The sequence below is a fragment of the Allopontixanthobacter sp. genome (assembly GCF_034376665.1).
Taxonomy (GTDB): Bacteria; Pseudomonadota; Alphaproteobacteria; order Sphingomonadales; family Sphingomonadaceae; genus Allopontixanthobacter.
In genome coordinates, this window is sequence record NZ_JAXMJI010000103.1 from 18,571 (window position 1) to 41,482 (window position 22,912).

Genomic DNA, 22,912 nt, shown 5'->3' on the forward strand with positions numbered 1-22,912 from the left:
CGGGCATGACGGAGCCGTATGACGCGATCATTCTTGGCGGCGGTGCGGCGGGGCTGATGTGCGCGGCCATCGCCGGCCAGCGCGGGCGGCGGGTGCTGGTGCTCGAAAGGGCCGAGCAGGCGGGCAAGAAAATCCTCATTTCGGGCGGCGGCAGGTGCAATTTCACCAACCTTCACACCGCGCCCGACCGCTATCTCTCGGCCAATCCGCATTTCGCCAAATCGGCGCTCAGCCGCTATACCGCGCGCGTTTTCCTCGCGCTGGTCGAGGCGCATGGCATCGCCTGGCATGAAAAGACGCTCGGCCAATTGTTCTGCGACGGGTCTGCGAAGCAGATCGTGGCGATGCTGCTGGAAGAATGCGCGAGGGGCGGCGCGGAAGTCCGCTGCAATGTCGATGTGACCGCCGCCAACCATGCGGACGGGCTTTTTTCCATAAGCGCGAACGGCCAGACTCTGTCGGCAAGGGCGCTGGTGATCGCCACCGGCGGGCCCTCGATCCCGAAGATGGGCGCGACCGGATATGCCTATGAACTGGCGCGGCAATTCGGCCTGAAAGTGGTCGAGCCGCGCCCGGCGCTGGTGCCGCTGACCCTGGGCGGGGAGGACGTGCTGTTCCGCGACCTGTCCGGCGTTGCGGCCCGGGTGGACGCGATTTGCGGCAAGGTGCGGTTCCACGAAGCGGCGCTGTTCACCCACCGCGGATTGTCCGGCCCGGCGATCCTGCAGATCTCCTCCTATTGGCGGCCGGGGGACATGGTCGAAATCGACTTTCTGCCCGGCAGGCCGCGCGGTTGGCTACGCGAAACCAAGCGCACTGCACCGCGAAGCACGCTTCGCGCGGTGCTTAAGGATGCCCTGCCCGACCGGCTCGCCGCTACGCTGGCGGACCGATTGGGTCAGGAAGGCGAGTTGCAGACGATGCCCGACAAGGCTTTGGACGCCGCCGAAGCGCGGCTCGCCAGATGGCCGTTCTGCCCTAATGGCAGCGAGGGGCTGGCCAAGGCGGAAGTGACCTCGGGCGGAATCAGCACCGCCGAATTGTCCTCCAAAACGATGGAGGCGAAGAAGGTCCCCGGCCTCTACGCAATCGGCGAGGCGGTGGACGTGACCGGCTGGCTGGGCGGTTACAATTTCCAGTGGGCGTGGAGCAGCGGCTGGGCAGCGGCGCAGGCGCTCTAGCTGGCGTCCAGCGCGTCCTCGACCTGCGCCAGACGGTCCTTGCCGAAATACATCTCGCCGCCCACGAAAAAGGTCGGAATTCCGAAGGCACCGCGCTCGACAGCCCCGGCGGTGTTGTCCGCCAGCCGTTGCTTTACCTCCGGCGACTGGATTTTTTCGGACAGCTCCTGCGCATTGAATTCCGAAGCGGCGAGCAGGGCCGTGACCGCGTCGGGATCGGTCATGTCGGCCCCCTGTTCCCATATCTGCGGCAACAGGAAATCGATGAATTCGAGCGCCCGGCCCATGTCTTCCGCCGCCACCAGCATCCGCTGGACCTGGATCGAATTGAACGGAAAATGCGGGTTCATCCGGAATTTGTCGAAGCCGTGCCGGGCGATGAACCGTTCCATTTCCAGCATGGCATAGGCGTTCTTGCCCTTCACCCCGGCGTCGCGGATGAAGGGCGGCGCGTTGCCGGTCAGCTTGTGCATTCCGCCAAGGAACACCGGCGTGATGTTGATTTCCGCGCCGCAGCGCGCGGCAATATCCTTGAGCGGATAATAGGCCAGATAGGCGTTGGGGCTGACGAAATCGAACAGGAATTCCACGGCTCGGGGCATGATCAGAAAGTCTCCGTCCAGGGCCGCAGGTCCAGTTCATGGGTCCATGCGGAACGCGGCTGCCGCCACAAGGCGACATAGGTCTGCGCGATGTCGTCGGGGCTGAGGATCCGGTCCTCCGCGGCCCGTTCCGCTACGTCGGCGAAATTTTCGCGGGCGAACTTCCCGTCGACCAGCCCGTCGATGATCGTATGCACCACGTGAACGCCCTCGGACGACAATTCGCGCGCCATGCTCTGCGCCAATGCCCGCAGTCCGTGCTTGGCGCTGGCGAAAGCGGCAAAGCCCGTGCTGCCCCGCACCGACGCAGTCGCGCCGGTAAAGATGATCGTGCCGCGTCCGCGCGGGACCATCACCCGCGCCGCCTCGCGCCCGGTCAGGAAGCCTGCGAAACTCGCCATTTCCCACACCTTGCGGAAAACCCGGGCAGTCGTTTCCCGAATGGCAAACCGGACGTTGGCCCCGATGTTGAAAATCACCACTTCGAGCGGGCCGATGTCGGCTTCGATGCGGTCGATCAGTGCAGCGACCTCCGCTTCGTCGCGCGCATCGACCCCGAAAGCGTGGGCCGCTCCGCCGGAGCCGCGGATTTCCTCCGCCAGCGCTTCCAGCTCGGGCAGGTTTCGCGCGCGGCGCGCCAAACAGACGGTCAACCCTTCCGCCGCGAAGGCACGGGCGAGACCGGAACCCAGCCCAATCCCTGCGCCCATGATCAGGCAGCTTCGCTGCGTCCCCTCCGGCATCCCCGAACTCCTCGCCTCTGCACCTTCGTGGCGAAAGAAAAGCTAGCATCTTTCGCCGTGCAGGTAACGCGGCAATCGAACGGACTTTCTAATGCCACACCGCGCCGCTAAGGCTGCCAGTCATGATCACCCGTTTCCTTGCCCCGGCACTCGCCGCGGTCGCCCTGTCTGCCTGCGCGACGATCCCCGAAACCCCCACCGCGCCGGAGCCTGTGACCCTGAGGATCATCGGGCTGAACGATTTCCACGGCAATATCGAGCCGATCCGGCGTCCGATCCGGGTGATGGACGATGCCGGCGTTGTCCAGGAAGTGCCCGCTGCCGGTGCGGCCTATCTGGCCAGCGCGGTGGCGAAATACCGGGCGCAGGACAAACACAGCATGGTGGTCGCGGCGGGCGACCTGATCGGCGCAAGCCCGCTGGCTTCGTCCATTTTCCTCGACGAACCGGCGATCGGCGCGATGAACCGCATCGGGCTCACTTATAATGCGGTCGGCAATCACGAATTTGACCGCGGATGGCAGGAACTGCTGCGGCTGCAGCAAGGGGGCTGCACCCGATATACCATGCGGGACCCGTGCCAGGTCGAAAGCGACTTTTCCGGTGCCGAGTTCGGCTTCCTCGCCGCCAATGTCATCACTGCGGACGGCACCACGCTGTTCCCGGCCTACGGGATCAAGCGGTTCGGCACGGGGAACGCGGAAATCGCGGTCGCCATCATCGGTCTGACTACAGTGGACACGCCCACCCTCGTGACTCCCTCGGGCGTGGACGGCCTGACCTTCGCCGACGAAGCGGAAACCATCAACGCGCTGGTACCGGAACTGGTGGAACAGGGCGTCGATGTGATCGTGGTGTCGATCCATCAGGGGCTTTACACCGAAGTCGGCTATAACGACAAAAGCTGCGGCGGCGTGTCCGGGCCGTTGCTGGACATCCTCGGGCGGGTCGATCCGCGGGTCGATCTGGTGATTTCCGGCCATACCCATTACGCCTATGTGTGCGATTATTCGGCGATCGATCCCGCCCGTAAATTCCTGGTCACCAGCGCCGGATACGGCGGATCGATGCTGACCGACATTGCGCTGACCGTCGATCCGGTACTAGGCGACGTGATCGCGGCACGTGCCGACAATATTATCGTGCAAAGCGAAGTACGCGGCGCTGACGGCACCCTGTTGCCTGCCAATCCCGCCTTCGAAAAATTCGCCGCAGATGCTGCGGTGGCGGCCTATGTGGCGCGCTATGTCGATGCATCGCAGGCAGCGGCCGACCGGAAGGTAGGCGTGATCAGCGGGCCTGCGCCCAAGCCTGGCCCGGCGACCGAGGAAAGCCATTTGGGCAATCTGATCGCCGATGCACAGCTTGCGGGAACGCGCAGTGCCGGTGCGCAAATCGCGCTGATGAACAATTCGGGCATCCGCGCCGCTCTCGATCCGGCGGACGGAACCACGGTCAGCTACGGCGATATCTACGCCGTCCAGCCCTTCGGGAACCTGCTGATCACGCGCAGCTATACCGGCGCCCAACTGCTTGCGCTGTTCGAGCAGCAATTCGACGGTGAGGGGTTCATGCAGACATTTTCCGTCTCCGAAGGCCTGGCGATGATCTACGATCTGCGCCGCCCGTCCGGCAGCCGGGTGGTGTCGGTCATGCTGGACGGAAAACCGATCGATCCTGCGGCAACCTACCGCGTCACAATGAACAGTTTTCTGGCCGCCGGCGGCGACAGCTTCACCGTGTTTACCCAAGGTGCGGACAGCGTCACCAGGCCGGTCGATCTCGACGCGATCGAGGCATATCTGCGTGCGGTCCCGGTGCGCGAATTGCCTGCAATCGGCCGAATCACCGAGATCAAATAGACCGCGTCAGGCGATCCGAAGTTTCGAAACCCCGGCGGCCCCGCGATCGCTGGCGGAAAGCCCGGCAAAGACCGTATCGACGATCTGCGCCAGCTTGTCCTCGCTCAGCTTCTCGGGAATCATGATCAGGAACATCGGCTGGACATAGGTCACCAGCATCTGGTTGATCAGCGACAGGGCGTGGTTGATCGTCAGTCCCGGAAAATACCCGTCGGCCTGCGCCTGAGCAATGATCTCGCTGAGGTAATGATCCCCCAGATCGACATAGCTGCGCACTTCCTCCCAATGGCTGTCGCCGAGTTCGACGAACAGCGCGAAAGTGGCCGGATCGCGCTGAAACAGCGCGCGCAAATAGTCGAAGCGGCGGGCGAAGAATTCATACATCTTGCGATTGGGTGGAAGTTCGGCAGCCAGCACGTCCTCCATGATCGCGACCAGCGGCCGGAACCAGCGTTCAACCAGCGCTGCGGCCAGATCGGCTTCTTCGGGGAATAGGCGGTCGATCTTGGCGCGGGCGACCTGCGTATCGGTAGCGAGGGTGGCCTTGGAAATATCCCCGCCCCGCCGCGCGACGGACTCCATCGCCAATTCCACCAGCCGGTCCCGTTCGTCGTTCAAATCGCTGTCGTACATGTCTGCTTCCGTCCGCTTCGGCAGGGAGCCTGTCTTTCGCCGCGATTGCCCCCGGGTGAAGCGATTTTACGCCAAGTGCCCCTGTGTGTCGACGAACTTCACGCAATCCGGCGTCCGGGCACCTATCCTCGCTGCTTTGGCGGCATCGGCACGAAGCCCGAAGTCCGTTCGACATAGGCTGCATATCCGGGTCGGCGCTTTTTCATGCCGCCTTCGAGCAGCGGCGCGCCCGACCACCGCGTCAGCGTGAAGGTCAAAAAGACGGGCCCGGCCAGCGTCCACAGCGCAATGTCCCACCCGGTGGAGGCCGCCGCCAGCCAGATGCCCCACCAGACGCAGGCATCGCCGAAGTAATTGGGGTGGCGGGTGTAACGCCACAGGCCGCGGTCCATCACTTCGCCCGCGTTGGCCGGGTCGGCCCTGAAGCGGGATAGCTGCCAATCCCCGACCACTTCGAACACCATGCCCACGCACCACAGCGCAAACCCGGCCCAGGCGAGAGCCGAGACCGGCATTCCGTCCGCGCTGCGCAGGATGCCGGCCTGCGCGGGGCTGGACACGAGAAACAGCAGGACCGCCTGGCCCAGCCATATCTTGGTCAGCGCGGCGAGGGCGAAGCGGCCTTTCTCCCGGTCCTTGCGCAGGATTTTCTCGTAGCGCTTATCCTCCCCCTCGGCCCGCCAGCGGCGGAACAGGTGGAGGCCCAGCCGCAATCCCCATAGCGCCGTCATTATCAGCAGAAGCACAGCCAGACTGCCGGGATCCGGCGTCTGGGCGAAGCTCGTGATCGCGAGAATCGCCATTCCCGTGCCCCAGAACGCATCGATGAAGGAGACATCGCCAATCCGCACCGACACCAGCCACAGGGCAAGCACCAGCGCCAGCAGAATGCCCGCATTCACCAGCAGCGCATCAACCATTCCTCGCCTCCATCAACCGCGCCGCCTGCGCTTCCAGCACCTTGTAACGGCCGTAATCGGGCAGCTTGGAACGCATGAAAGCCGCGATCTTCGTCAGGTCTGCCGCGTAATCGCCAGTGGGCATGATCGGGGGGCCGAAGCCCAGGATCATCCGTTCATTGCACACCCAGGCGGGGACGATGGGAACGCCGCTCGCCACCGCGATATGATAGAAGCCCGAGCGCCATTCGCCTTTCGAGGAGCGGGTGCCTTCAGCCGCGATCACCAGCGCCAGCCTGTCCCGCGCGGCAAATTCGGCCGCAACCTGGGCGACGTAATTGGCGCTTTTCGACCGGTCCACGGGGATGCCGCCCATGTCGAGCATGAATCTGGTCATCGGCCAGCGGAACAGCGTGTTCTTGCCCATGAAATTGGGCTGGACGCCCTGTTCCGCAGTCGCCCCGACGAAGAACACGAAGTCCCAGTTGGAGGAATGCGGCGCGCCGGCGATGACATATTTGGCGATCGGCGGAAGGTTCCCGTCGAGTTTCCAGCCTTTCCAGCGATAGAGCCACAGGATGATCCGGCGCACGGCCCGCGACAGCAGGCTTGGCACACGGTCGCCGCGCAGGTGCGGGGTCAAAGCCATCAGAATTACCCCATCTCCCGCGGCGGTTGCCCCGCAGCCCTACCCCTGAGTGCCGGTCGCTTAGTGCCGGCGCTGGCGCGAAGAATGCCGCGGTCCCGCTATCCGGCTAAACCATCAATTCCGCGCCGTCAAAGCGATCGGTATCATCACCCATACATCTCCCGAACACGACTACATTTGTTTGCGAAATATCTGTTCCACAAGTAATGAATTCCGTCGAATAGACCAATTCCGAGCATGAAAGCGCGCCCACACCAGTGCCTGAACGATTTACACGCGGAAATGGGTCGACGGGGACCCTGGTCGAGGCGCGGCCCACTGCCGATTCGACAGAGGATGCGCGCGCGCAGATCCTGGCGTCTCATGATCTCCATGCGCTCAAGGACGATCCCGAAATCAACGCGATCGTCAAATTCGCCGCCGAACTCTGCAATACGCCGCTTTCAACCGTCTCCGTGGTGGAGGCGGAGCGCCAGTGGTATCTTGCCCGCGAAGGCACCGAGGAGCGGGAGACTCCTCGCTCCACATCGTTCTGTGCCTATGCGATGCCGGGAACGGAGCCGATGGTGGTCCCCGACGCGACAAAGGATCCGCGTTTTGCCGATTTCCCGCTGGTAACCGGTCCGGAGCACGTCCGGTTCTACGCCGGGGCACCGCTGCATACCGAGGACGGGACTCCGATCGGTGCCTTGTGCGTGATCGACACCGTGCCCCGCCCCGAAGGGCTGACCCGGTTCCAGCTTAACGGGTTGGAGGCACTGGCGCAGTCGGTTACGTGCCGGATGCGACACAATCACGAACGGCGGGAAGCGCATAGCAAGCTGGAGACCAGCCGGATTCGCCTGCGCACGATTCTCGACAGCCTGGCGCAGATCGCGTGGTCGGCCAATGCTGAGGGCCAATTTGATTATTTCAATGCCCGCTGGAAGGAAGTAACCGGCGCCGAACCCCCCGAAACTGCGCTCGAATGGGAGCCGTTCATACACCCTGACGATTTCCAGGGGGCGCTCGACGAATTCCTCCGATGTGTCGCATCGGATAAGCCATACGAAGCCAGATATCGCCTGAGGCAGAAAGATGGCGGTTATCGCTGGGTGCTCGCCCGGGCACGGCCGATGTCCGCCGCCATTACCACGCGCCTTCGCTGGGCCGGCACTATCACCGACGTCGACGATGCCTATCGGCATTCCGAAAAGAACAAGCTGCTGGCGCTGGAATTGTCCCATCGGATCAAGAACATCTTTGCGGTTGTTTCGGGACTGATCACGCTGACCTCCAGAAACAGGCCCGAAGCGAAAACATTTGCCGAGGAACTGAACAGCAAGATTCATGCCTTGGGCCGGGCGCACGATTTCGTCAGGCCGGTCGAAAACGAAATGGGCGACAGCCTTCACGGACTGCTGGAAATCTTGCTCAAGCCCTATGCCGAAGGAAATTCCGGGCGCATCACCGTTCGCGGCGACGGGGTGACGATCGGGATGCAATCGACCACCCCGCTGGCGCTGGTGTTCCACGAATTCGCCACCAATGCGGCAAAATACGGCGCCTTGTCGGTGCCCGAGGGCAAGGTCGCGGTCACGGTGTCCCATGTTGACGGAAGTGACGGGGACGATGGGGAGGAGGGCTACGCTACCATCGAATGGCACGAAAGCGGCGGCCCGAGGCTCCCCGCTGCCAGTCCGGCAGATCCGCAGCACATAGGCTTTGGCACGCGACTGGTGGAAATGACCGTCACCAGCCAGTTGCGCGGATCACTCGAGCGCGAAATGAAACCCGGAGGATTTGTCGCGCGGCTGAGATTGCCGCTGTCTGCGCTCTAGCTCTCCGGCGACACCCCGCACCGGCTTCAAGCGAAACCGGGGCCGCCCGGCCAACGCGGCCCGGCGAGGCCCATCACCTTGAAGATAAGGCCCATCTGATCGTCCGCCACGAGCCGCCGCTTGTCCTGCTGGAGCCGCTCGGCGTATTCGGGCGCTAGCCGGGCCAGCCCTTCGGCGCGCATGTCTATTCCGAGTTCGGTCAGCCACTGCCCCTGCGACACAGTGCCGAGCCAGCGGACATCGTGCGCGCGGGCGATCCGGGCGAGCGTCTCGAAATCGACATAGGCGGTCAGGTCCGCCGCGCCGGGAGCGGCCAGCGGATCCACCTTCCTGTGTTCGCGGACCGCCTGGAGGGTCGAGCCGCCGCGCAGTTCGGTGTGGCCGTAATCGATCACCAGCGCCGCGCCGCCCTGCGCCGACAGTCTTGCGGCGATTTCCTGCATGATGGCCGCCGCTGCCGGGCAGGTTTCGATCAATGTGCCCTGCGTCGCCTCCCGCCAGTCCGGCGGAACCGCGGCGTCCATCGGCTGGTCGCCCGCTACGAACACCAGCCGTTCTTCGTTCAGCCCAACCATCCGTTCCCGCCAACCATCGGCGGAGCGGACCAATTGCCGGATCGGCAGCGCGTCGAAAAATTCGTTCGCCACCAGCAGCAACGGTCCATCCGCCGGTACGCTGGTCAGATCGTCATGAAAATTGACCGGTCCCAGCGCTGCCTGCTGGATGTCCCGCAGAACAGGCGATCCCTCCACCAGATGAACCGACGGCTCCAGACCGTAGCGTTTCGCACTGCGCAGCGCGTCCTTCGCCAGCGTGCCGCGCCCGGGACCCAGCTCGACGTAATGGACCGGCTGCGGGCGTCCCGCGGCGATCCACATGTCGGCCAGCCACAATCCGATCAATTCCCCGAACATCTGGCTGACTTCGGGCGCGGTGACGAAATCGCCGCCCGCCCCAAGCGGATCCTTGCCCGCATAATAGCGTGCGTTGCTTTCCCCCATGAAGCGGGAGAGCGAAATCGGGCCGTGGGTACGGATCAGCCGGCGGACCATCTCCGCATGATCGCTGCCGGGTGCTTCGAAGTCACGGCTCATGCGGGGGCGGGATCACCCGTGGTGCCACTGGCGAGCGGACGGCGAATCAGGGCCCGCGCCATCACCGCGATGCCCAGCACGATCAGCGGAATGGTCAGCCACTGGCCCATCGACAGGCCGCTTTCGCGCGCGAAGTCCGCCAATTGCGCGTCGGGTTCGCGGAAGAATTCCGAGACGAAGCGCCCCAGCGAGATGCCCGTGGTGAATATCCCCACGAGTAGCCCGGGGCGATACCGCGCGCGCGTGCGCCAGAAGGCATAGAGCAGGATCACGATCAGGATCGCCCCTTCCAGCGCAGCCTGGTAAAGCTGCGAGGGATGCCGCGCCAGCGGGCCGCCGCCGGGGAAGACCATCGCCCACGGCACTTCGCTGGGTACGGTGATGACCCGGCCCCACAATTCGCCGTTGATGAAATTGGCGAGCCGCCCCAGCATCATCCCCACCGGCACGTTGACTGCGATGTAATCGCACACGCGCAGGAAGCTGAGCTCCCCGCGCCAGCTGACATAGGCGATCGCCGCCAGCACGCCCATCAAGCCGCCGTGGAAGCTCATCCCGCCGTCCCACAGCCGCAGCAGCCGGTAGCTGACGAAACCATTGCCTTCGAAACTGGTGAACAGCGCGGGATCGTAGAACATCGCATAGCCCAGCCTGCCGCCGAGAATGATGCCGAGCGTGCAGTAGAAGAACAGATCGTCCGCATGGCGCTGCGCCATCGGCGCGCCGGGTGCCCGCAGCATCTTCGACAGATGCCAATAGGCGAACAGCAGCCCGCCCAGATAGGCGAGCGAGTAATAGCGCAAGGTGAAAGACCCGATCTCGATGCCGGGTTTCAGGCCGAGTTCCGCCCATTGGATCGGATCGGACGCAGCGGCAGATGCCAGTAGTGACAGCAAGAAGCATACCCCTTAAGTAACCAGAGCCGCATGGATATCCCGCATCGCCGGATACAGCGCGGCTTTTGGCATAGCCCGGCGGCAGGTTAAACCCTTCGCTGCGAACATTCGGGCTTCGAAATGGATTGACCAGCGCGAATTCGCCAGACCAAGGCGGACCGCATAATCGGGATTGGGAGATACTTCTAGATGGCAACGGAACTGGATCAGGCACTCAACTCCATAATGGACGCATTGGTGCAGCCAGGGCAGCCCTTCGAAACGGTCCCTTACGAGCGGTTCGGCCAGCAATTGCCAGCGTTCAAGAACGCACCGCCAAGCCTGACGCATTATTTCGCGCATTATTGCCACGAACATGCGGACCTGCCGTTCCTGGTCGATGGCGACAATCGCCTGACCTTTGGCGAAACCTATGCCGCGGCGCAGGCGGTCGCGGCAGGGCTGGTTTCGCGTCACGGGGTCAAGACCGGGGACCGCGTGGGAATCGCGGCGCGTAATTCGGCCAACTGGATCATTTCCTATATGGGGATCGTGATGGCCGGGGGCTGTGCAACCCTGCTCAATGGATTCTGGACCGGCGACGAACTCGCCTTCGGCATCAGGATCGCCGAATGCAGCCTGGTTCTGGCGGACAAGCAACGTGCGGAGCGGCTGGAGGGTACCGACCATTCCGCGCAGCTGGTGATCATCGGTCACGATGGTCTCCAATCGTGTGGTCTGGCCAATGTGTGGGCCGAGCCCGGTTCTGCCGCCCTGCCCGAAGTCGGCCCCGACGATCTGGCGACTGTCCTGTACACGTCCGGCTCGACCGGCTTTCCCAAAGGGGCATGGTCCGATCACCGCGGGGTGGTTTCGGGAATTTTCAACTATGTGGCGCAATCGGCGATGGCGTCGCTGCTGCTGACCAAGCAGGGCAATCCGCCAGTCGGGCAGCCCTGTGCGCTGGTCGCGGTCCCGCTGTTCCACGTGACCGGCGAAGTGCCACTGTTCCTGCAGAGCTTTGCCATCGGGCGGAAGCTGGTGATGATGCCAAAGTGGGACGCGCGCGAGGCAATGCGTCTGATCGAAGCGGAAAAGGTCAGCTATTTCGTCGGTGTGCCGCTGATGAGCTATGAAATGGCAACCCATCCCGATCGCGGCAATTATGATCTGTCCACCTGCAAAAGCTTTGCCGCCGGCGGGGCCCCGCGGCCCATCGACCATGTGACCAAGATCCGCGATTCCTTCCCCGACGGCTTCCCACTGCTGGGCTACGGCCTCACCGAAACCAACGCGGTCGGCTGCGGCAATTTCAACGAAAACTATCTGGCGAAGCCGGGCAGCACGGGACGAGCGAGCCGCCCGCTGGTCGATCTCGCCATCCTCGATGATGACGGCAACAAACTCGCCCAGGGGCAGGTCGGCGAGGTATGCCTGCGCACGGTGGCCAACTTCCGCGGCTACTGGAAAAACGATGCGGCAACCGAGGCGGCCTTCACCAGCGATGGTTATTTCCGCAGCGGAGACCTGGGCTATCTGGACGAAGACGGCTATCTGTTCATCGTCGACCGCAAGAAGGACATCATCATTCGCGGGGGCGAGAACATCTCCTGCATCGAAGTCGAACAGGCGCTTTACGCCCACCCCGACGTGGCGGAATGTTCGGTGTTCGGCCTGCCCGACGAGCGGTTTGGCGAGATCGTCGGCGCGACCTATATGGTGCGCGAAGGCAAGACCCTGACGCCCGAGCAGCTGCGCGCCTTCCTCGACGGAAAGCTTGCACCTTTCAAGATGCCTGCCCATCTGTGGCAGGCGGACGAACCGCTGCCCAAACTGGGCACGCAGAAGATCGACAAGAAGACCCTGCGCGAACAATACGCTGCGGCAATGGGCGCCGGATAGATCCCACTTCTTGAACCCACGGGGAAATTGTTGAACTTGTGAACAAGGTAAGGATCCCCAACCAGCGCGCGATCATCGACCGGCGGGCCATCGGCGGCGCGATCGAGGAACTGGCCGCGCGCGGCGGCACCGCCGCCCGGGCCGAGATCGTTACCCTGCTCCGCGGGGCGCTGGACGAAGGGCGGGCCGAAGTGGCGCGGCGGCTGGAAGAAAAGCCGTCTGCAGGGCACGAATGCTGCGCGGGGCAGGCGTTTCTGGTCGACCAGCTGGTCCGCCTGATCCACGACCATGTGGTCCGCGATGTCTATCCTTCGGGCAACCGTTCCACCGGCGAACGGCTGAGCATCATGGCGGTGGGCGGGTATGGCCGCGCCGAAATGGCACCGCATTCCGATGTCGATATCGCGTTCCTTACCCCCACCCGGCGGGCGCCGTGGTGCGAACAGGTGATCGAGGCGATCCTCTATTACCTGTGGGATCTGGGCCTGAAGGTCGGCCATTCCAGCCGCACACCCGACGACATGGTACGGATGGCGAAAGAGGATCTGTCGATCCGTACGTCGCTGCTGGAAGGGCGCTTCCTGTGGGGCGACAGCGATCTCTATGACCAGGCCCGCAAGCGGTTCTTTGCCGAGGTAGTCGCCGGAACCGAGCGCAAGTTCCTGTCCGAGAAACTCGAGGAACGCAACGCCCGGCACAAGCGGATGGGCGACAGCCGCTATGTCGTCGAACCCAATGTGAAGGACGGCAAGGGCGGATTGCGCGACCTGCAGACGCTGTACTGGATCGGCAAATATATCCACAAGGTCAGGAGCGGCGCGGATCTGGTCGAGGCGGGACTCCTGACCCGGCTGGAATACCGTTCGTTCCGCCGCGCCGAAACCTTCATGCTGGCGGTGCGCTGCCATCTGCACATGATCACCGGGCGGGCAGAGGACCGGTTGACTTTCGACCTTCAGCGACAGGTCGCCCAGCGGATGAATTTCGCCGACCGCACGGGCAAGAGCGCCGTGGAACGGTTCATGCAGCTCTATTTTCTTCAGGCGAAGCGGGTCGGCAGCCTCACCGGCGTATTCCTCGACCATATCGACCAGCAATTCGCCCAGCGCCGTGCGCGCCGCGGATTGCTGGCCGGTTTTACTACCCGCCCCCGCTGGGTGAAGGGATACCGGGTCCATGGCGGGAAGATAGAAGCCCCGTCCGACGACTGGTTTGCGAAGGACCCCGCCCGGCTGATCGAGGTGTTCCAGATCGCCGAAGCCGAGGGGCTGGAAGTTCACCCCGCAACCATGCGGCAGGCCGACCGCGATTCCGGGCTCATCACCTCGGCCGTCCGCAAGGATCCGCGGGCCAACGCGCTGTTCATCGGCTTGCTGACCGGCCGGAACGACCCCGAAAAGGTCCTCCGCTGGCTGAACGAAGCCGGGGTGTTCGGCAAGTTCGTGCCGGATTTCGGACGCGTCAACGCGCAGATGCAGTTCGATATGTACCACCATTACACCGTGGACGAGCACACCATTCGCGCGATCGGCCTGCTCAGCCGGATCGAGCGAGGGGAATTGGTGGAAGACCATCCCCGCGCTTCCGAAATCATCCACCAGGTTGCCTCGCGCCGGGCGGCCTATGTCGCGGTGCTGCTGCACGATATTGCCAAGGGCCGCGGCGGCGATCATTCGGTTCTCGGCGCGGAAATTTCCGAAAAACTGTGCCCCCGCTTCGGCCTCGACCAGGACGAAACCGATCTGGTTGCCTGGCTGGTCCGGCACCACCTGCTGATGAGCGCGACCGCGTTCAAGCGCGACCTGACCGATCCGCAGACGATCGAGAATTTCGTCGCCCAGGTGCAGAGCGTGGAGCGCCTGCGGCATCTCATGATGCTGACCGCGGTGGATATACGCGCGGTCGGACCGGGCGTGTGGAACAGCTGGAAACGGCAGTTGCTGGGCGAATTGTCCGATGCCGCGCAGGAACGCCTGCGGCTGGGCCATATGCCCCATCGGCGCAAGGAACGGGTCGCCTACAAGAAGGAAACCGTGGCCGGGCTATTGGGCGATAATGCGCCTCTGATCGAGGACTTCGGCAAGCTGTTCGGCGATGCCTATTGGGTGGCGGAACCCGAAGAGATCATTGCTCGCAACCTCGTCCAGTATTCGGTGGCACGGCAGCTGGAGGAAGAACTCTCGATCCACTGCGAATATGACGAAGGGCGCGGCGCGACGCTGGTGACGATCATCGCTTCGGACCATCCGGGATTGTTCTACCGGATCGCGGGCGGAATTCACCTGGCCGGAGCAAACATCATCGACGCCCGCATCCACACCACCCGCAATGGCTGGGCAGTGGACAATTTCCTGATCCAGGATCCGCTCGGCAGGCCGTTCCACGAACCGGGGCAGATCGAGCGGATCAAACGGTCGATCTCCGACGCGCTGGCCAACCGGATCGAACTGGTGCCGCGGCTCGCCAAACGTCCGCTGCCGCATTCGCGCGCGAGCACGTTCGACGTGCGTCCGCGGGTCCTGTTCGACAACGAGGCGTCGAACAAGTTTACCGTCGTCGAGGTGAACGCGCGCGACCGTCCGGCCCTGCTCAACCGCCTCGCACGCGCACTGTTCGAGCACCAGCTTGTGGTATATTCGGCACACATCACCTCTTATGGTGAGCGTGCGGCAGATAATTTCTATGTTACCGACCTTCTTGGTAATAAAATAACCGCAACCGAGAGGCTGAAAGCGATCGAGGAAGCGCTGCTCGATGCAGCGAGCGACGAGCGGCAGGCCAAACTCGAGGACGCGTGAATGGGAGGCACTACGGATTTTGGTATTGATTAAAAACTGATGCTGCGCGATGTCCGGGCAGTAAGACATATAACCAATAAAATGTTTGGGAGAGCATGATCATGAAATTCGCTTTGCGGGCAACCACGTCCCTTTTTTGCGTTTCCATCGCTTCGATGGCGGCGATGCCGGTCTTCGCGCAGGAACAACCGGCGGCAGACCAGCAGGACTTCGACGATTCCTCGATCATCGTGGTGACCGCGCAGGGCCGCGAACAGCAATTGTCCGACGTGCCGGTGGCCATCTCCGCGGTTTCGGGCGACTTGCTCGAAAAATCCGGTGCCAACGACATTCGCGAATTGAACCAGGTCGCTCCCTCGCTGCTGGTATCCTCCACCGGAAACGAAGCGAACGGATCGGCGCGTATTCGCGGTATCGGGACTGTCGGGGACAACCCCGGCCTCGAAAGTTCGGTCGCGGTGTTCGTGGACGGCGTCTATCGTTCGCGCAGCGGCAACGCGCTCAGCGAACTGGGCCCGATCGACCGGATCGAAATTCTCCGCGGACCGCAGGGTACGCTCGGCGGGCGCAACGCTTCTGCCGGCCTGATCAGCATCTACACCGCCAAGCCGGAGTTTGAATTCGGCGGCTACGGCGCGTTCAGCTACGGCAATTACGATGCGATCCGCATCGAAGGCGGGGTCACCGGGCCGGTATCGGAAACGATCGCCGCCCGTGTGGACGGGGTATATTTCAAGCGTGACGGTTTCTACACGGACGTCACCAACGACACCGACGTGAACAACCGCGACCGCTATCTGGTCCGCGGGCAGTTGCTGTTCGAGCCGAATGACGCCCTGGATGCGCGCCTGACCGTCGATTATTCCAACAAGAACGAAGCCTGCTGTGCCGCCGTGTTCGTGCAGCCCGGCTTTGCCCCGCTCGCGCGCGTGTCGCCCGGGCTCGATCCCTTTGCCATGCCGCTGCCCGGCAGCCCGGCGCTGACCAGCACCCAGAACCCGATCATTCCGATCCTGCTGGCGCTGGGCCAGAACCCGAATGCGCTGTCGCAGGAAACGTTCAATTACAACATCTATCCCACCGCGGGCCGTTCCTACGAAGGCGAAACCGAGGATTACGGTGCAGCTTTCGAAGTAAATTACGATTTCGGGAACGTGTCCCTGACATCGATTACCGGATACCGCGAATATTCCAACAACCAGGCTTCGGACACCGATTATACCACCGTCGACATCCTCTACCGTGCCCCGGGCGAAGACGCCGGCTCGCGGGCGTTCGAAACCTTCACCCAGGAATTGCGCCTCAAGGGTACGGCCTTCAACGACCGTCTCGACTGGCTGATTGGCGGCTTCTTCGCCAACGAAGATCTGACCGTGCGGGACAATCTGCGTTTCGGCACCCAATATGGTGCGTTTGCCCCGTGCCGGATCGTCAACGCCGTCAACCCGGCGCTCGCTTCGCCGCTGAGCACCGGCTGCCTGAGCGCTGGTGGGCGGGCTATCCTGCAGGCTGCTAACGGCGGTGCCGGTGCGTTCGGGGCGGCAACGCCGCTGATCTTCGCCGGTCTCGATACGCTGGCACAGGTCAACGATCTGGGCGGCACGGGCGATATCTACGAACAGAACAGCAAGAACTTCGCGTTCTTCACCCACAACATCTTCCACGTCACCGACACCATCGATCTTACGCTTGGCCTTCGTTACACCAACGAAACCAAGGATTTCGATGCAGAATTCGGCAATGACAACGTGTTCTGTCCGCAGCAGCGCGCTCTGATGTCGGGCCTTCTCGGTACCCCCCTTGCCGGGTTGGCGGGCGGGCTTATCGCACTGTCCTGCCAGGGCAATTCAACGTCCGAAATCGATGGCCTGACGCTGAGCGACAGCCGCAAGGAAGATGCGTTTTCGGGCACGGCAGTCCTGTCGTGGCAGCCCACTCCCGACCTGTTGCTCTACGGCAGCTATTCGCGCGGCTACAAGGCGGGCGGGTTCAACCTCGACCGTTCGGCGCTGAGCAATCCGGTGGCCGGGAATCCCGCACTTATCGGGACCACCGCGAACCTGCAGTTCGACCAGGAGGAAGTGGACGCTTTCGAAATCGGTGCCAAGTTCACCGCGCCGGGCTTCTCGCTCAGCGGGGCGATTTACCGGCAGGAATTCAGCAATTTCCAGCTGAACACCTTCAACGGTTCGGTCTTCCTGGTGCAGAACGTCAACGCCTGCGGCACCGATCTCAGCGGTGCGGATAGAGATGCCAGCCCGGTAACCGGTGCCTGTTCGCCCGATGACGTCCAGCCCGGTGTCGTCGCGCAAGGGGTTGAACTCGAAGCCTCGCTCAGCCCGGTTCGGGACCTGACAATGACGATGGGCATCACCTACACCGATACCAGCTACGAAGATAATCTGATCGGCCGCGACACCGGTTCACCGCTCGATCCGGCCCTTCGCCTGCTGCCGGGCGACAATCTGTCGAACGCACCGGAATGGGTCGGCACAACCTCGTTCAGCTATACCCCTGAACTGGGCAACAGCGGCCTGTCGGGACTGTTCTTCGTCAACGCCCGCATGACCGGCGACTACAACACCGGATCAGACCTTCTCTTCGGCAAGGAGCAGGACGGTTTCTTCCTGGTAAACGCACGGGTCGGTATTCGCGGGCCGGATGAAGCATGGTCGATCGAAGGCTGGGCACAGAACCTGTTCGACAAGGGTTATACGCAGGTTGCCTTCAACACGCCGTTCGTTGCTTCGCAGCAGACTTATTCCGCGTTCCTCGCCGAACCACGCACTTACGGCGTGACGGTTCGCGGCAAGTTCTAAACCCTATATCCGAATAGAAGAGGGGCCGTTTCCGAAAGGAGGCGGCCCCTTTTTCATGCGCGCTACTCTCGCGCGCCGAACAGCGCGGTGCCAACGCGAATATGGGTCGCGCCCAGCTTCACCGCAATTTCGTAATCGCCGCTCATCCCCATGCTCAGCCCCGTCAGGCCATTATCCATCGCCAATTTATCGAGCAGAGCAAAAAACGGCGTCGGCTCGATCCCGGCAGGCGGCACACACATCAGCCCGGCAAGCGGGATATCCGCGGCGCGGGCCTGTTCGATCAGTGACGGCAGGTCGGCAATTGCGCAGCCGCCTTTCTGTTCTTCCTCGCCGATATCGACCTGGACGAAACAGGGAATCCGCCGCCCTGCCTTGTCCATCGCGCCCGCCAGCGCCTTGACCAGGCTGGGCCGGTCGAGCGAGTGGATACAGTCAAACAGCGCGGCGGCATCCCCGGCCTTGTTGGACTGGAGGCTGCCGACCAGATGCAACTTCGCATCGGGATAGCGTTCGCGGAGCTCGGGCCATTTGGCCGCGGCTTCCTGCACCCGGTTTTCCCCGAACACCCGTTGCCCCGCTTCCAGCAGCGGCTCGATGGCACCGGCATCATGGGTCTTGCTGACCGCAATCAAGGTGATTTCCTCGGTCTTGCGCTGTGCCAAAGCGGCGGCGGCGGCGATTTTCTCGCGGACGGAGGCGAGCCGGGCGGCTGCAAGATTGGCGGGGGCGTGTTCGTTTTCGATCATCGCTGCGCTATAGCGCAGGCATGAGCACACGCCAGACCCTCCCGCTGCTTTGGCTGCTAAGCGATGCGCGCAACGATGCCGTGCTGGAAGCGGCACTGCGCGCGCTGCCGCGCGGATCGGGCTTCGTGTTCCGCCACTACCACCTCGATGCCCGCGAACGCCGCGCGCGGTTTGCCCGGTTGGCCGTGGTCGCACGCGGGCAGGGTCATTGTACGGTCCTGTCCGGCCGCTGCTGGAGCGAGGCGGAGGAATGGGACGCGGACGGGCTTTATGGCGGGCCGACGACCGCTGCTGACACGCGCCCGGCGGGGCTGCTGTGGCTGGCGACCGCTCATGACGCTGCCGAACTTGCCGCGGCGAACCGGCGTGGAGCGGACGGAATTTTCGTCTCCCCGGTCTTCCCCACCCGCTCCCATCCGGGGGTCGAGGTGTTGGGGGCCGAGGGTTTCCATGCGCTCGCGCGGCAATCCATTGCTCCGGTCATTGCGCTTGGCGGGATGAACCCGGCAAGCGCAGAGCAACTCGGCTGCCCCCGGTGGGGGGCGATCGATGGCCTGGTCGCGGAATTGCCCGAGGGATTGGCAGGCGGGCCACAGTCGAACAGCGAATAGCGCCTTTCTGCCATCGGATTCTTGACGCGGGAGTCCCGCGCTGTGCATTATACCCCTAGGACACCTGCGTGCAGGTGAAGTGAGGACAACACCATGGCCACCCGCGCAATCGGGAAATCATCGGCGACCGACTGGCGCGCGGCATTCCGGCGTTCGCTGCGCCGCGCCCTGCAGATGACCGGGGCTGCGGCGCTGCTGCTGGCAACGGTTTTCCTTGGCCTGGCGCTGGTCAGTTACACACATACCGACCCCAGCGCCTCCACCGCCGCTGCCGGAACCGATATCGGCAACTGGATGGGCATATCCGGTGCATGGGCGGCGGAACGGGTGCTGTTCCTGTTCGGGCTCACCGGCATCCTGCTGCTGCCGCTGCTGTATGTCGGCGCACGCAAATTGTGGCGCGATGTCGAGCAGGAGGACCGGGATACCGACACCCGCTGGTGGCAGCCGGTCGCCATGCTGCTGGCCGCGATGGCGCTGATATCGACGGTTCTGGCGCTCGCATTCGAGGGGCCGGGCTGGACCTTTCCGGCTTCGCTTGGCGGTCTTTCGGGACTGCTCGGTGCGGGGGCGATCGAAGCGGTGGCTGCGCGTTTCCCTCCAGCCGCGCAGTCGTGGACCATCCTCGCGCTGGCACTAATGTGCCTCGCGGGCGGGGCGGCGCTGGTGACCCGGGTGTTCGCGATCGACTGGGCGCAATTGCTCACCCTGCCGGCCTTCCTCCGGCGCGGATCAGGCGGCGATGACCGGGACGCCGCCTTTGCTCCAAGACGCAAGGCGCGGGCAGCAGCGACCAAAGCGTCGGCGGACGAGCCCTTCATCCAGCAGCCCGCGCGGCGGATGCCCGAGATAACCGACCCTTCCGCGCCGCCCAAGAAGGCGGTGATGGCGGGGGCCAAACAGCGCGACATGTTCGCCAAATATGAATTGCCGGGTCTCGAGCTGCTGGAAGAACCGCCGGTCCACCAGGCTCCGAAGCTCGACAAGATGGCGCTGGAACGCAACGCCCGGCTGCTCGAAACCGTGCTCGACGATTTCAATGTAAAGGGCGAGATTACCGCTGTGCGCACCGGCCCGGTGGTGACGATGTATGAATTGGAACCCGCGCCCGGGATCAAGGCCAGCCGGGTGATCGGCCTGGCGGAAGACATCGCGCGCAACATGTCCGCCATTAGCGCGCGCGTCTCGCCGATACCGGGCAAGACGGTAATGGGTATCGAACTGCCCAACGTTGACCGCCAGACGGTCGCCCTGAGGGAATTGGTATCCTGCGCCGCTTTCGCCGAATCGACCGGCAATCTGCCGATCATCCTGGGCAAGGATATCGCGGGCGATCCGATCGTGGCCGACCTGGCCGCGATGCCGCATCTGCTGGTCGCCGGGACCACCGGATCCGGCAAGTCGGTCGGTCTCAACTGCATCCTGCTGTCGCTGCTGTACCGGTTCACGCCCGCTGAATGCCGGCTGATCCTGATCGATCCCAAGGTGCTGGAACTGAAAAGCTACGACGATATCCCGCACCTGCTGTCGCCGGTGGTTACCGAGCCGCACAAATCGGTCCGGGCACTGAAATGGGCAGTCGAGGAAATGGAGCGCCGCTACCGGATGATGAGCAGCATCGGGGCGCGCAATCTCAATGGCTTCAACGAACGGGTCAACGCCGCCATCGCCAAGGGCAAGCCGCTCGGCCGCCGGGTCGGCATCGGCTTCGATCCGGACAGCGGGGAGGAACTGTTCGAGGAGGAACAGCTCGATTACGAACCGCTGCCGCAGATCGTCCTGATCGTCGACGAACTGGCCGATCTGATGGTGACCATCGGCAAGGAAATAGAGGTGCTGATCCAGCGCCTGAGCCAGAAATCGCGCGCTGCGGGCATCCACCTGATCATGGCAACCCAGCGCCCCTCGGTCGATGTCATCACCGGCGTGATCAAGGCCAACCTGCCCACGCGGATCAGCTTCAAGGTCACCAGCCGGATCGACAGCCGCACCATCCTGGGCGAGCAGGGCAGCGAGCAGCTGCTGGGCAAGGGCGATATGCTTTACAAGCCCAACACCGGCGCGATGGTCCGCGTTCACGGGCCGTTCGTGTCGGACGAGGAAGTGGAACGGGTCGCCAGCCACTGGCGCGCACAAGGCAAGCCGGATTACGTGGATGCGGTGACCGAGGAACCGGAGGACGGCGGCTTCAGCTTCGACGACGAACTGACCGGCAGCGACGATCCCGAGGAACGCAAATACCGCCAGGCCTGCCAGTCCGTTTTCGAAAGCCAGAAGGCGAGCGGCAGCTGGCTGCAGCGCCAGATGGGCGTCGGCTACAATACCGCCGCGAAATGGATCGAACGGATGGAAGATGAAGGCCTGGTCGGCCCTGCAAATCACGTCGGCCGGCGCGAGATTTACCGCGACCGGGACGGCAATCCACTGTAGCTATTGGGCGGTCGGATCGGCGTTGCACCCGTCCGGTTTCACTTGTAACGACCCTGGCCAAGGAGAAGCGCCATGCTCGTCGGTTGCCCCAGGGAAATCAAGAATCACGAATACCGGGTCGGCCTGACTCCCGAAAGCGTCAAGGAACTGACCGTGAACGGTCACCAGGTCTGGATCGAATCCGGCGCGGGCATGGGCATCGGCGCCACCGATGACCAATACCGCGCGGCCGGGGCGGTAATCCAGGACGGACCCGACCCGATTTTCGGCACCTGCGAGATGGTGGTCAAAGTCAAGGAGCCGCAGGCGGTCGAGCGGGCCAAGCTGCGCGAAGGGCAGATCCTCTACACCTATCTGCATCTGGCCCCCGATCCCGAACAGACCGCCGATCTGATCCGTTCGGGCGTCACCGCGATAGCCTATGAAACCGTCACCGGTCCGGGCGGCACTCTGCCGCTGTTGAAACCGATGAGCCAGGTTGCTGGACGAATGAGCATCCAGGCGGGCGCAACCGCGTTGGAAAAGGCGCATGGCGGCCGCGGCGTGTTACTGGGCGGGGTCCCCGGGGTGCTGCCGGGCAAGGTCGTGGTGATCGGCGGCGGCGTGGTCGGTTTCAATGCGGCGCAAATGGCGGTCGGGCTGGGCGCGGACACCACCATCCTCGACCGCGATCCCGAAGTGCTCGAAAAGCTCGGGATCCATTTCGAAAGCCGGGCCAAGACGCGCTTTTCGAACAAGGCCAATCTGGAAGAATCGGTGGCCGAAGCCGATCTGGTGATCGGGGCGGTGCTGGTCCCGGGCGCGGCAGCACCCAAGCTGGTCAGCCGCGCTATGCTGAAGACGATGTGCCCCGGCGCAGTGCTGGTGGATGTCGCGATCGATCAGGGTGGCTGTTTTGAAACCAGCCACGCCACCACCCATGCCGACCCGACCTATGTGGTGGACGAGATCGTGCATTATTGCGTCGCCAATATGCCCGGCGCAGTGGCCCGCACCAGCACCTATGCGCTGAACAATGTCACTCTGCCCCATGCCCTGAAGATCGCGCAATTGGGGTGGAAAGAGGCAATGCGGCAGAACCCGCATCTGGCCGAAGGGCTGAATGTCCACGCCGGGCAGGTGACCTATGCCGCGGTGGCAAAGGAACTTGGTTACCAGCACCTTTCCGTGGACGATGCAATAAGTTGAAAAGATTGGCGCTTTTAACTTTGGGCTAAGCAATTCCCGTTATTCCTGCCCCATGGG

Annotated in this window: 17 protein-coding genes; 9 read left to right on the forward strand and 8 right to left on the reverse strand. The window is 63.4% G+C overall.

The genetic code is table 11. The features are described from left to right. Positions 1-5 precede the first annotated feature (5 nt). Positions 6-1,181, forward strand: a complete 1,176-nt coding sequence (locus U0988_RS11875) for an NAD(P)/FAD-dependent oxidoreductase (protein ID WP_322292876.1) — start codon at positions 6-8, stop codon at positions 1,179-1,181. On the opposite strand, the gene U0988_RS11880 is transcribed toward U0988_RS11875, so the two are convergent. Both U0988_RS11880 and U0988_RS11885 read right to left on the reverse strand, forming a co-directional pair. Continuing rightward, positions 1,178-1,783, reverse strand: a complete 606-nt coding sequence (locus tag U0988_RS11880; protein WP_322292842.1) for a 2-hydroxychromene-2-carboxylate isomerase — start codon at positions 1,781-1,783, stop codon at positions 1,178-1,180. The two genes, U0988_RS11875 and U0988_RS11880, sit on opposite strands and share 4 nt — an antisense overlap. 2 nt (positions 1,784-1,785) lie before the next feature. Beyond that, positions 1,786-2,526 (reverse strand): SDR family NAD(P)-dependent oxidoreductase, encoded by a 741-nt coding sequence (locus U0988_RS11885; protein WP_322292843.1) that lies wholly within the window; start codon positions 2,524-2,526, stop codon positions 1,786-1,788. Between the two features lie 122 nt (positions 2,527-2,648). Between U0988_RS11885 and U0988_RS11890 the strand changes: the two genes are divergently transcribed. After that, positions 2,649-4,388, forward strand: a complete 1,740-nt coding sequence (locus U0988_RS11890; protein WP_322292844.1) for a bifunctional metallophosphatase/5'-nucleotidase — start codon at positions 2,649-2,651, stop codon at positions 4,386-4,388. 6 nt (positions 4,389-4,394) lie between these two features. On the opposite strand, the gene U0988_RS11895 is transcribed toward U0988_RS11890, so the two are convergent. The 3 genes from U0988_RS11895 to U0988_RS11905 all read right to left on the reverse strand — a co-directional run bounded on the left by U0988_RS11895 (position 4,395) and on the right by U0988_RS11905 (position 6,569). Next, entirely contained in the window at positions 4,395-5,021 is a 627-nt protein-coding gene (locus tag U0988_RS11895) for a hypothetical protein (protein ID WP_322292845.1), read from the reverse strand. 122 nt (positions 5,022-5,143) lie between these two features. Beyond that, on the reverse strand, positions 5,144-5,941 hold the full coding sequence (locus U0988_RS11900; protein ID WP_322292846.1) for a DUF1295 domain-containing protein: 798 nt from the start codon (positions 5,939-5,941) through the stop codon (positions 5,144-5,146). Continuing rightward, the gene (locus U0988_RS11905; RefSeq protein WP_322292847.1) at positions 5,934-6,569 is read right to left on the reverse strand and encodes a 1-acyl-sn-glycerol-3-phosphate acyltransferase; all 636 of its coding nucleotides are present in this window, start codon (positions 6,567-6,569) and stop codon (positions 5,934-5,936) included. Before U0988_RS11905 ends, U0988_RS11900 begins: the two co-directional genes overlap by 8 nt. Positions 6,570-6,826: 257 nt before the next feature. On the opposite strand from U0988_RS11905, the gene U0988_RS11910 reads away from it, so the two are divergent. Further along, entirely contained in the window at positions 6,827-8,389 is a 1,563-nt protein-coding gene (locus U0988_RS11910; RefSeq protein WP_322292848.1) for a PAS domain-containing protein, read from the forward strand. Positions 8,390-8,415: 26 nt separating this feature from the next. On the opposite strand, the gene U0988_RS11915 is transcribed toward U0988_RS11910, so the two are convergent. Further along, positions 8,416-9,483 (reverse strand): class I SAM-dependent methyltransferase, encoded by a 1,068-nt coding sequence (locus U0988_RS11915; protein ID WP_322292849.1) that lies wholly within the window; start codon positions 9,481-9,483, stop codon positions 8,416-8,418. Then, positions 9,480-10,379 (reverse strand): prolipoprotein diacylglyceryl transferase, encoded by a 900-nt coding sequence (gene lgt / locus U0988_RS11920; RefSeq protein WP_322292850.1) that lies wholly within the window; start codon positions 10,377-10,379, stop codon positions 9,480-9,482. The genes U0988_RS11915 and lgt overlap by 4 nt, the downstream gene beginning before the upstream one ends. 189 nt (positions 10,380-10,568) lie before the next feature. Between lgt and U0988_RS11925 the strand changes: the two genes are divergently transcribed. The 3 genes from U0988_RS11925 to U0988_RS11935 all read left to right on the forward strand — a co-directional run bounded on the left by U0988_RS11925 (position 10,569) and on the right by U0988_RS11935 (position 17,877). Next, positions 10,569-12,260, forward strand: coding sequence for a class I adenylate-forming enzyme family protein (locus U0988_RS11925; RefSeq protein WP_322292851.1), 1,692 nt, complete (start codon positions 10,569-10,571; stop codon positions 12,258-12,260). Positions 12,261-12,298: 38 nt separating this feature from the next. Beyond that, positions 12,299-15,058 carry a [protein-PII] uridylyltransferase gene (locus U0988_RS11930; RefSeq protein WP_322292852.1) on the forward strand — a complete coding sequence of 920 codons (2,760 nt, stop codon included), beginning with the start codon at positions 12,299-12,301 and terminating at the stop codon, positions 15,056-15,058. A gap of 101 nt (positions 15,059-15,159) precedes the next feature. After that, positions 15,160-17,877, forward strand: a complete 2,718-nt coding sequence (locus tag U0988_RS11935) for a TonB-dependent receptor (protein ID WP_416172395.1) — start codon at positions 15,160-15,162, stop codon at positions 17,875-17,877. Between the two features lie 62 nt (positions 17,878-17,939). Here the strand turns inward: U0988_RS11935 and U0988_RS11940 are convergent, their stop codons facing one another. Continuing rightward, on the reverse strand, positions 17,940-18,626 hold the full coding sequence (locus U0988_RS11940) for a YggS family pyridoxal phosphate-dependent enzyme (RefSeq protein ID WP_322292853.1): 687 nt from the start codon (positions 18,624-18,626) through the stop codon (positions 17,940-17,942). 20 nt (positions 18,627-18,646) lie between these two features. Here U0988_RS11940 and U0988_RS11945 point away from each other — a divergent pair, with 20 nt between their 5' ends. The 3 genes from U0988_RS11945 to ald all read left to right on the forward strand — a co-directional run bounded on the left by U0988_RS11945 (position 18,647) and on the right by ald (position 22,855). Beyond that, entirely contained in the window at positions 18,647-19,237 is a 591-nt protein-coding gene (locus U0988_RS11945) for a thiamine phosphate synthase (protein WP_322292854.1), read from the forward strand. A 93-nt stretch (positions 19,238-19,330) separates the two neighbouring features. Beyond that, positions 19,331-21,667, forward strand: a complete 2,337-nt coding sequence (locus U0988_RS11950) for an FtsK/SpoIIIE family DNA translocase (protein ID WP_322292855.1) — start codon at positions 19,331-19,333, stop codon at positions 21,665-21,667. A gap of 72 nt (positions 21,668-21,739) precedes the next feature. Continuing rightward, entirely contained in the window at positions 21,740-22,855 is a 1,116-nt protein-coding gene (gene ald, locus U0988_RS11955; RefSeq protein WP_322292856.1) for an alanine dehydrogenase, read from the forward strand. The last annotated feature ends 57 nt before the right edge of the window (positions 22,856-22,912 follow it).

Coding starts and splice junctions, on each gene's coding strand:
- U0988_RS11905 (WP_322292847.1), bottom strand. CDS start 6,569: ATGGCTTTGACCCCGCACCTGCGCGGCGACCGTGTGCCAAGCCTGCTG.
- U0988_RS11945 (WP_322292854.1), top strand. CDS start 18,647: ATGAGCACACGCCAGACCCTCCCGCTGCTTTGGCTGCTAAGCGATGCG.
- U0988_RS11875 (WP_322292876.1), top strand. CDS start 6: ATGACGGAGCCGTATGACGCGATCATTCTTGGCGGCGGTGCGGCGGGG.
- U0988_RS11915 (WP_322292849.1), bottom strand. CDS start 9,483: ATGAGCCGTGACTTCGAAGCACCCGGCAGCGATCATGCGGAGATGGTC.
- U0988_RS11940 (WP_322292853.1), bottom strand. CDS start 18,626: ATGATCGAAAACGAACACGCCCCCGCCAATCTTGCAGCCGCCCGGCTC.
- U0988_RS11935 (WP_416172395.1), top strand. CDS start 15,160: ATGAAATTCGCTTTGCGGGCAACCACGTCCCTTTTTTGCGTTTCCATC.
- ald (WP_322292856.1), top strand. CDS start 21,740: ATGCTCGTCGGTTGCCCCAGGGAAATCAAGAATCACGAATACCGGGTC.
- U0988_RS11950 (WP_322292855.1), top strand. CDS start 19,331: ATGGCCACCCGCGCAATCGGGAAATCATCGGCGACCGACTGGCGCGCG.
- U0988_RS11895 (WP_322292845.1), bottom strand. CDS start 5,021: ATGTACGACAGCGATTTGAACGACGAACGGGACCGGCTGGTGGAATTG.
- U0988_RS11885 (WP_322292843.1), bottom strand. CDS start 2,526: ATGCCGGAGGGGACGCAGCGAAGCTGCCTGATCATGGGCGCAGGGATT.
- U0988_RS11925 (WP_322292851.1), top strand. CDS start 10,569: ATGGCAACGGAACTGGATCAGGCACTCAACTCCATAATGGACGCATTG.
- U0988_RS11880 (WP_322292842.1), bottom strand. CDS start 1,783: ATGCCCCGAGCCGTGGAATTCCTGTTCGATTTCGTCAGCCCCAACGCC.
- U0988_RS11890 (WP_322292844.1), top strand. CDS start 2,649: ATGATCACCCGTTTCCTTGCCCCGGCACTCGCCGCGGTCGCCCTGTCT.
- U0988_RS11900 (WP_322292846.1), bottom strand. CDS start 5,941: ATGGTTGATGCGCTGCTGGTGAATGCGGGCATTCTGCTGGCGCTGGTG.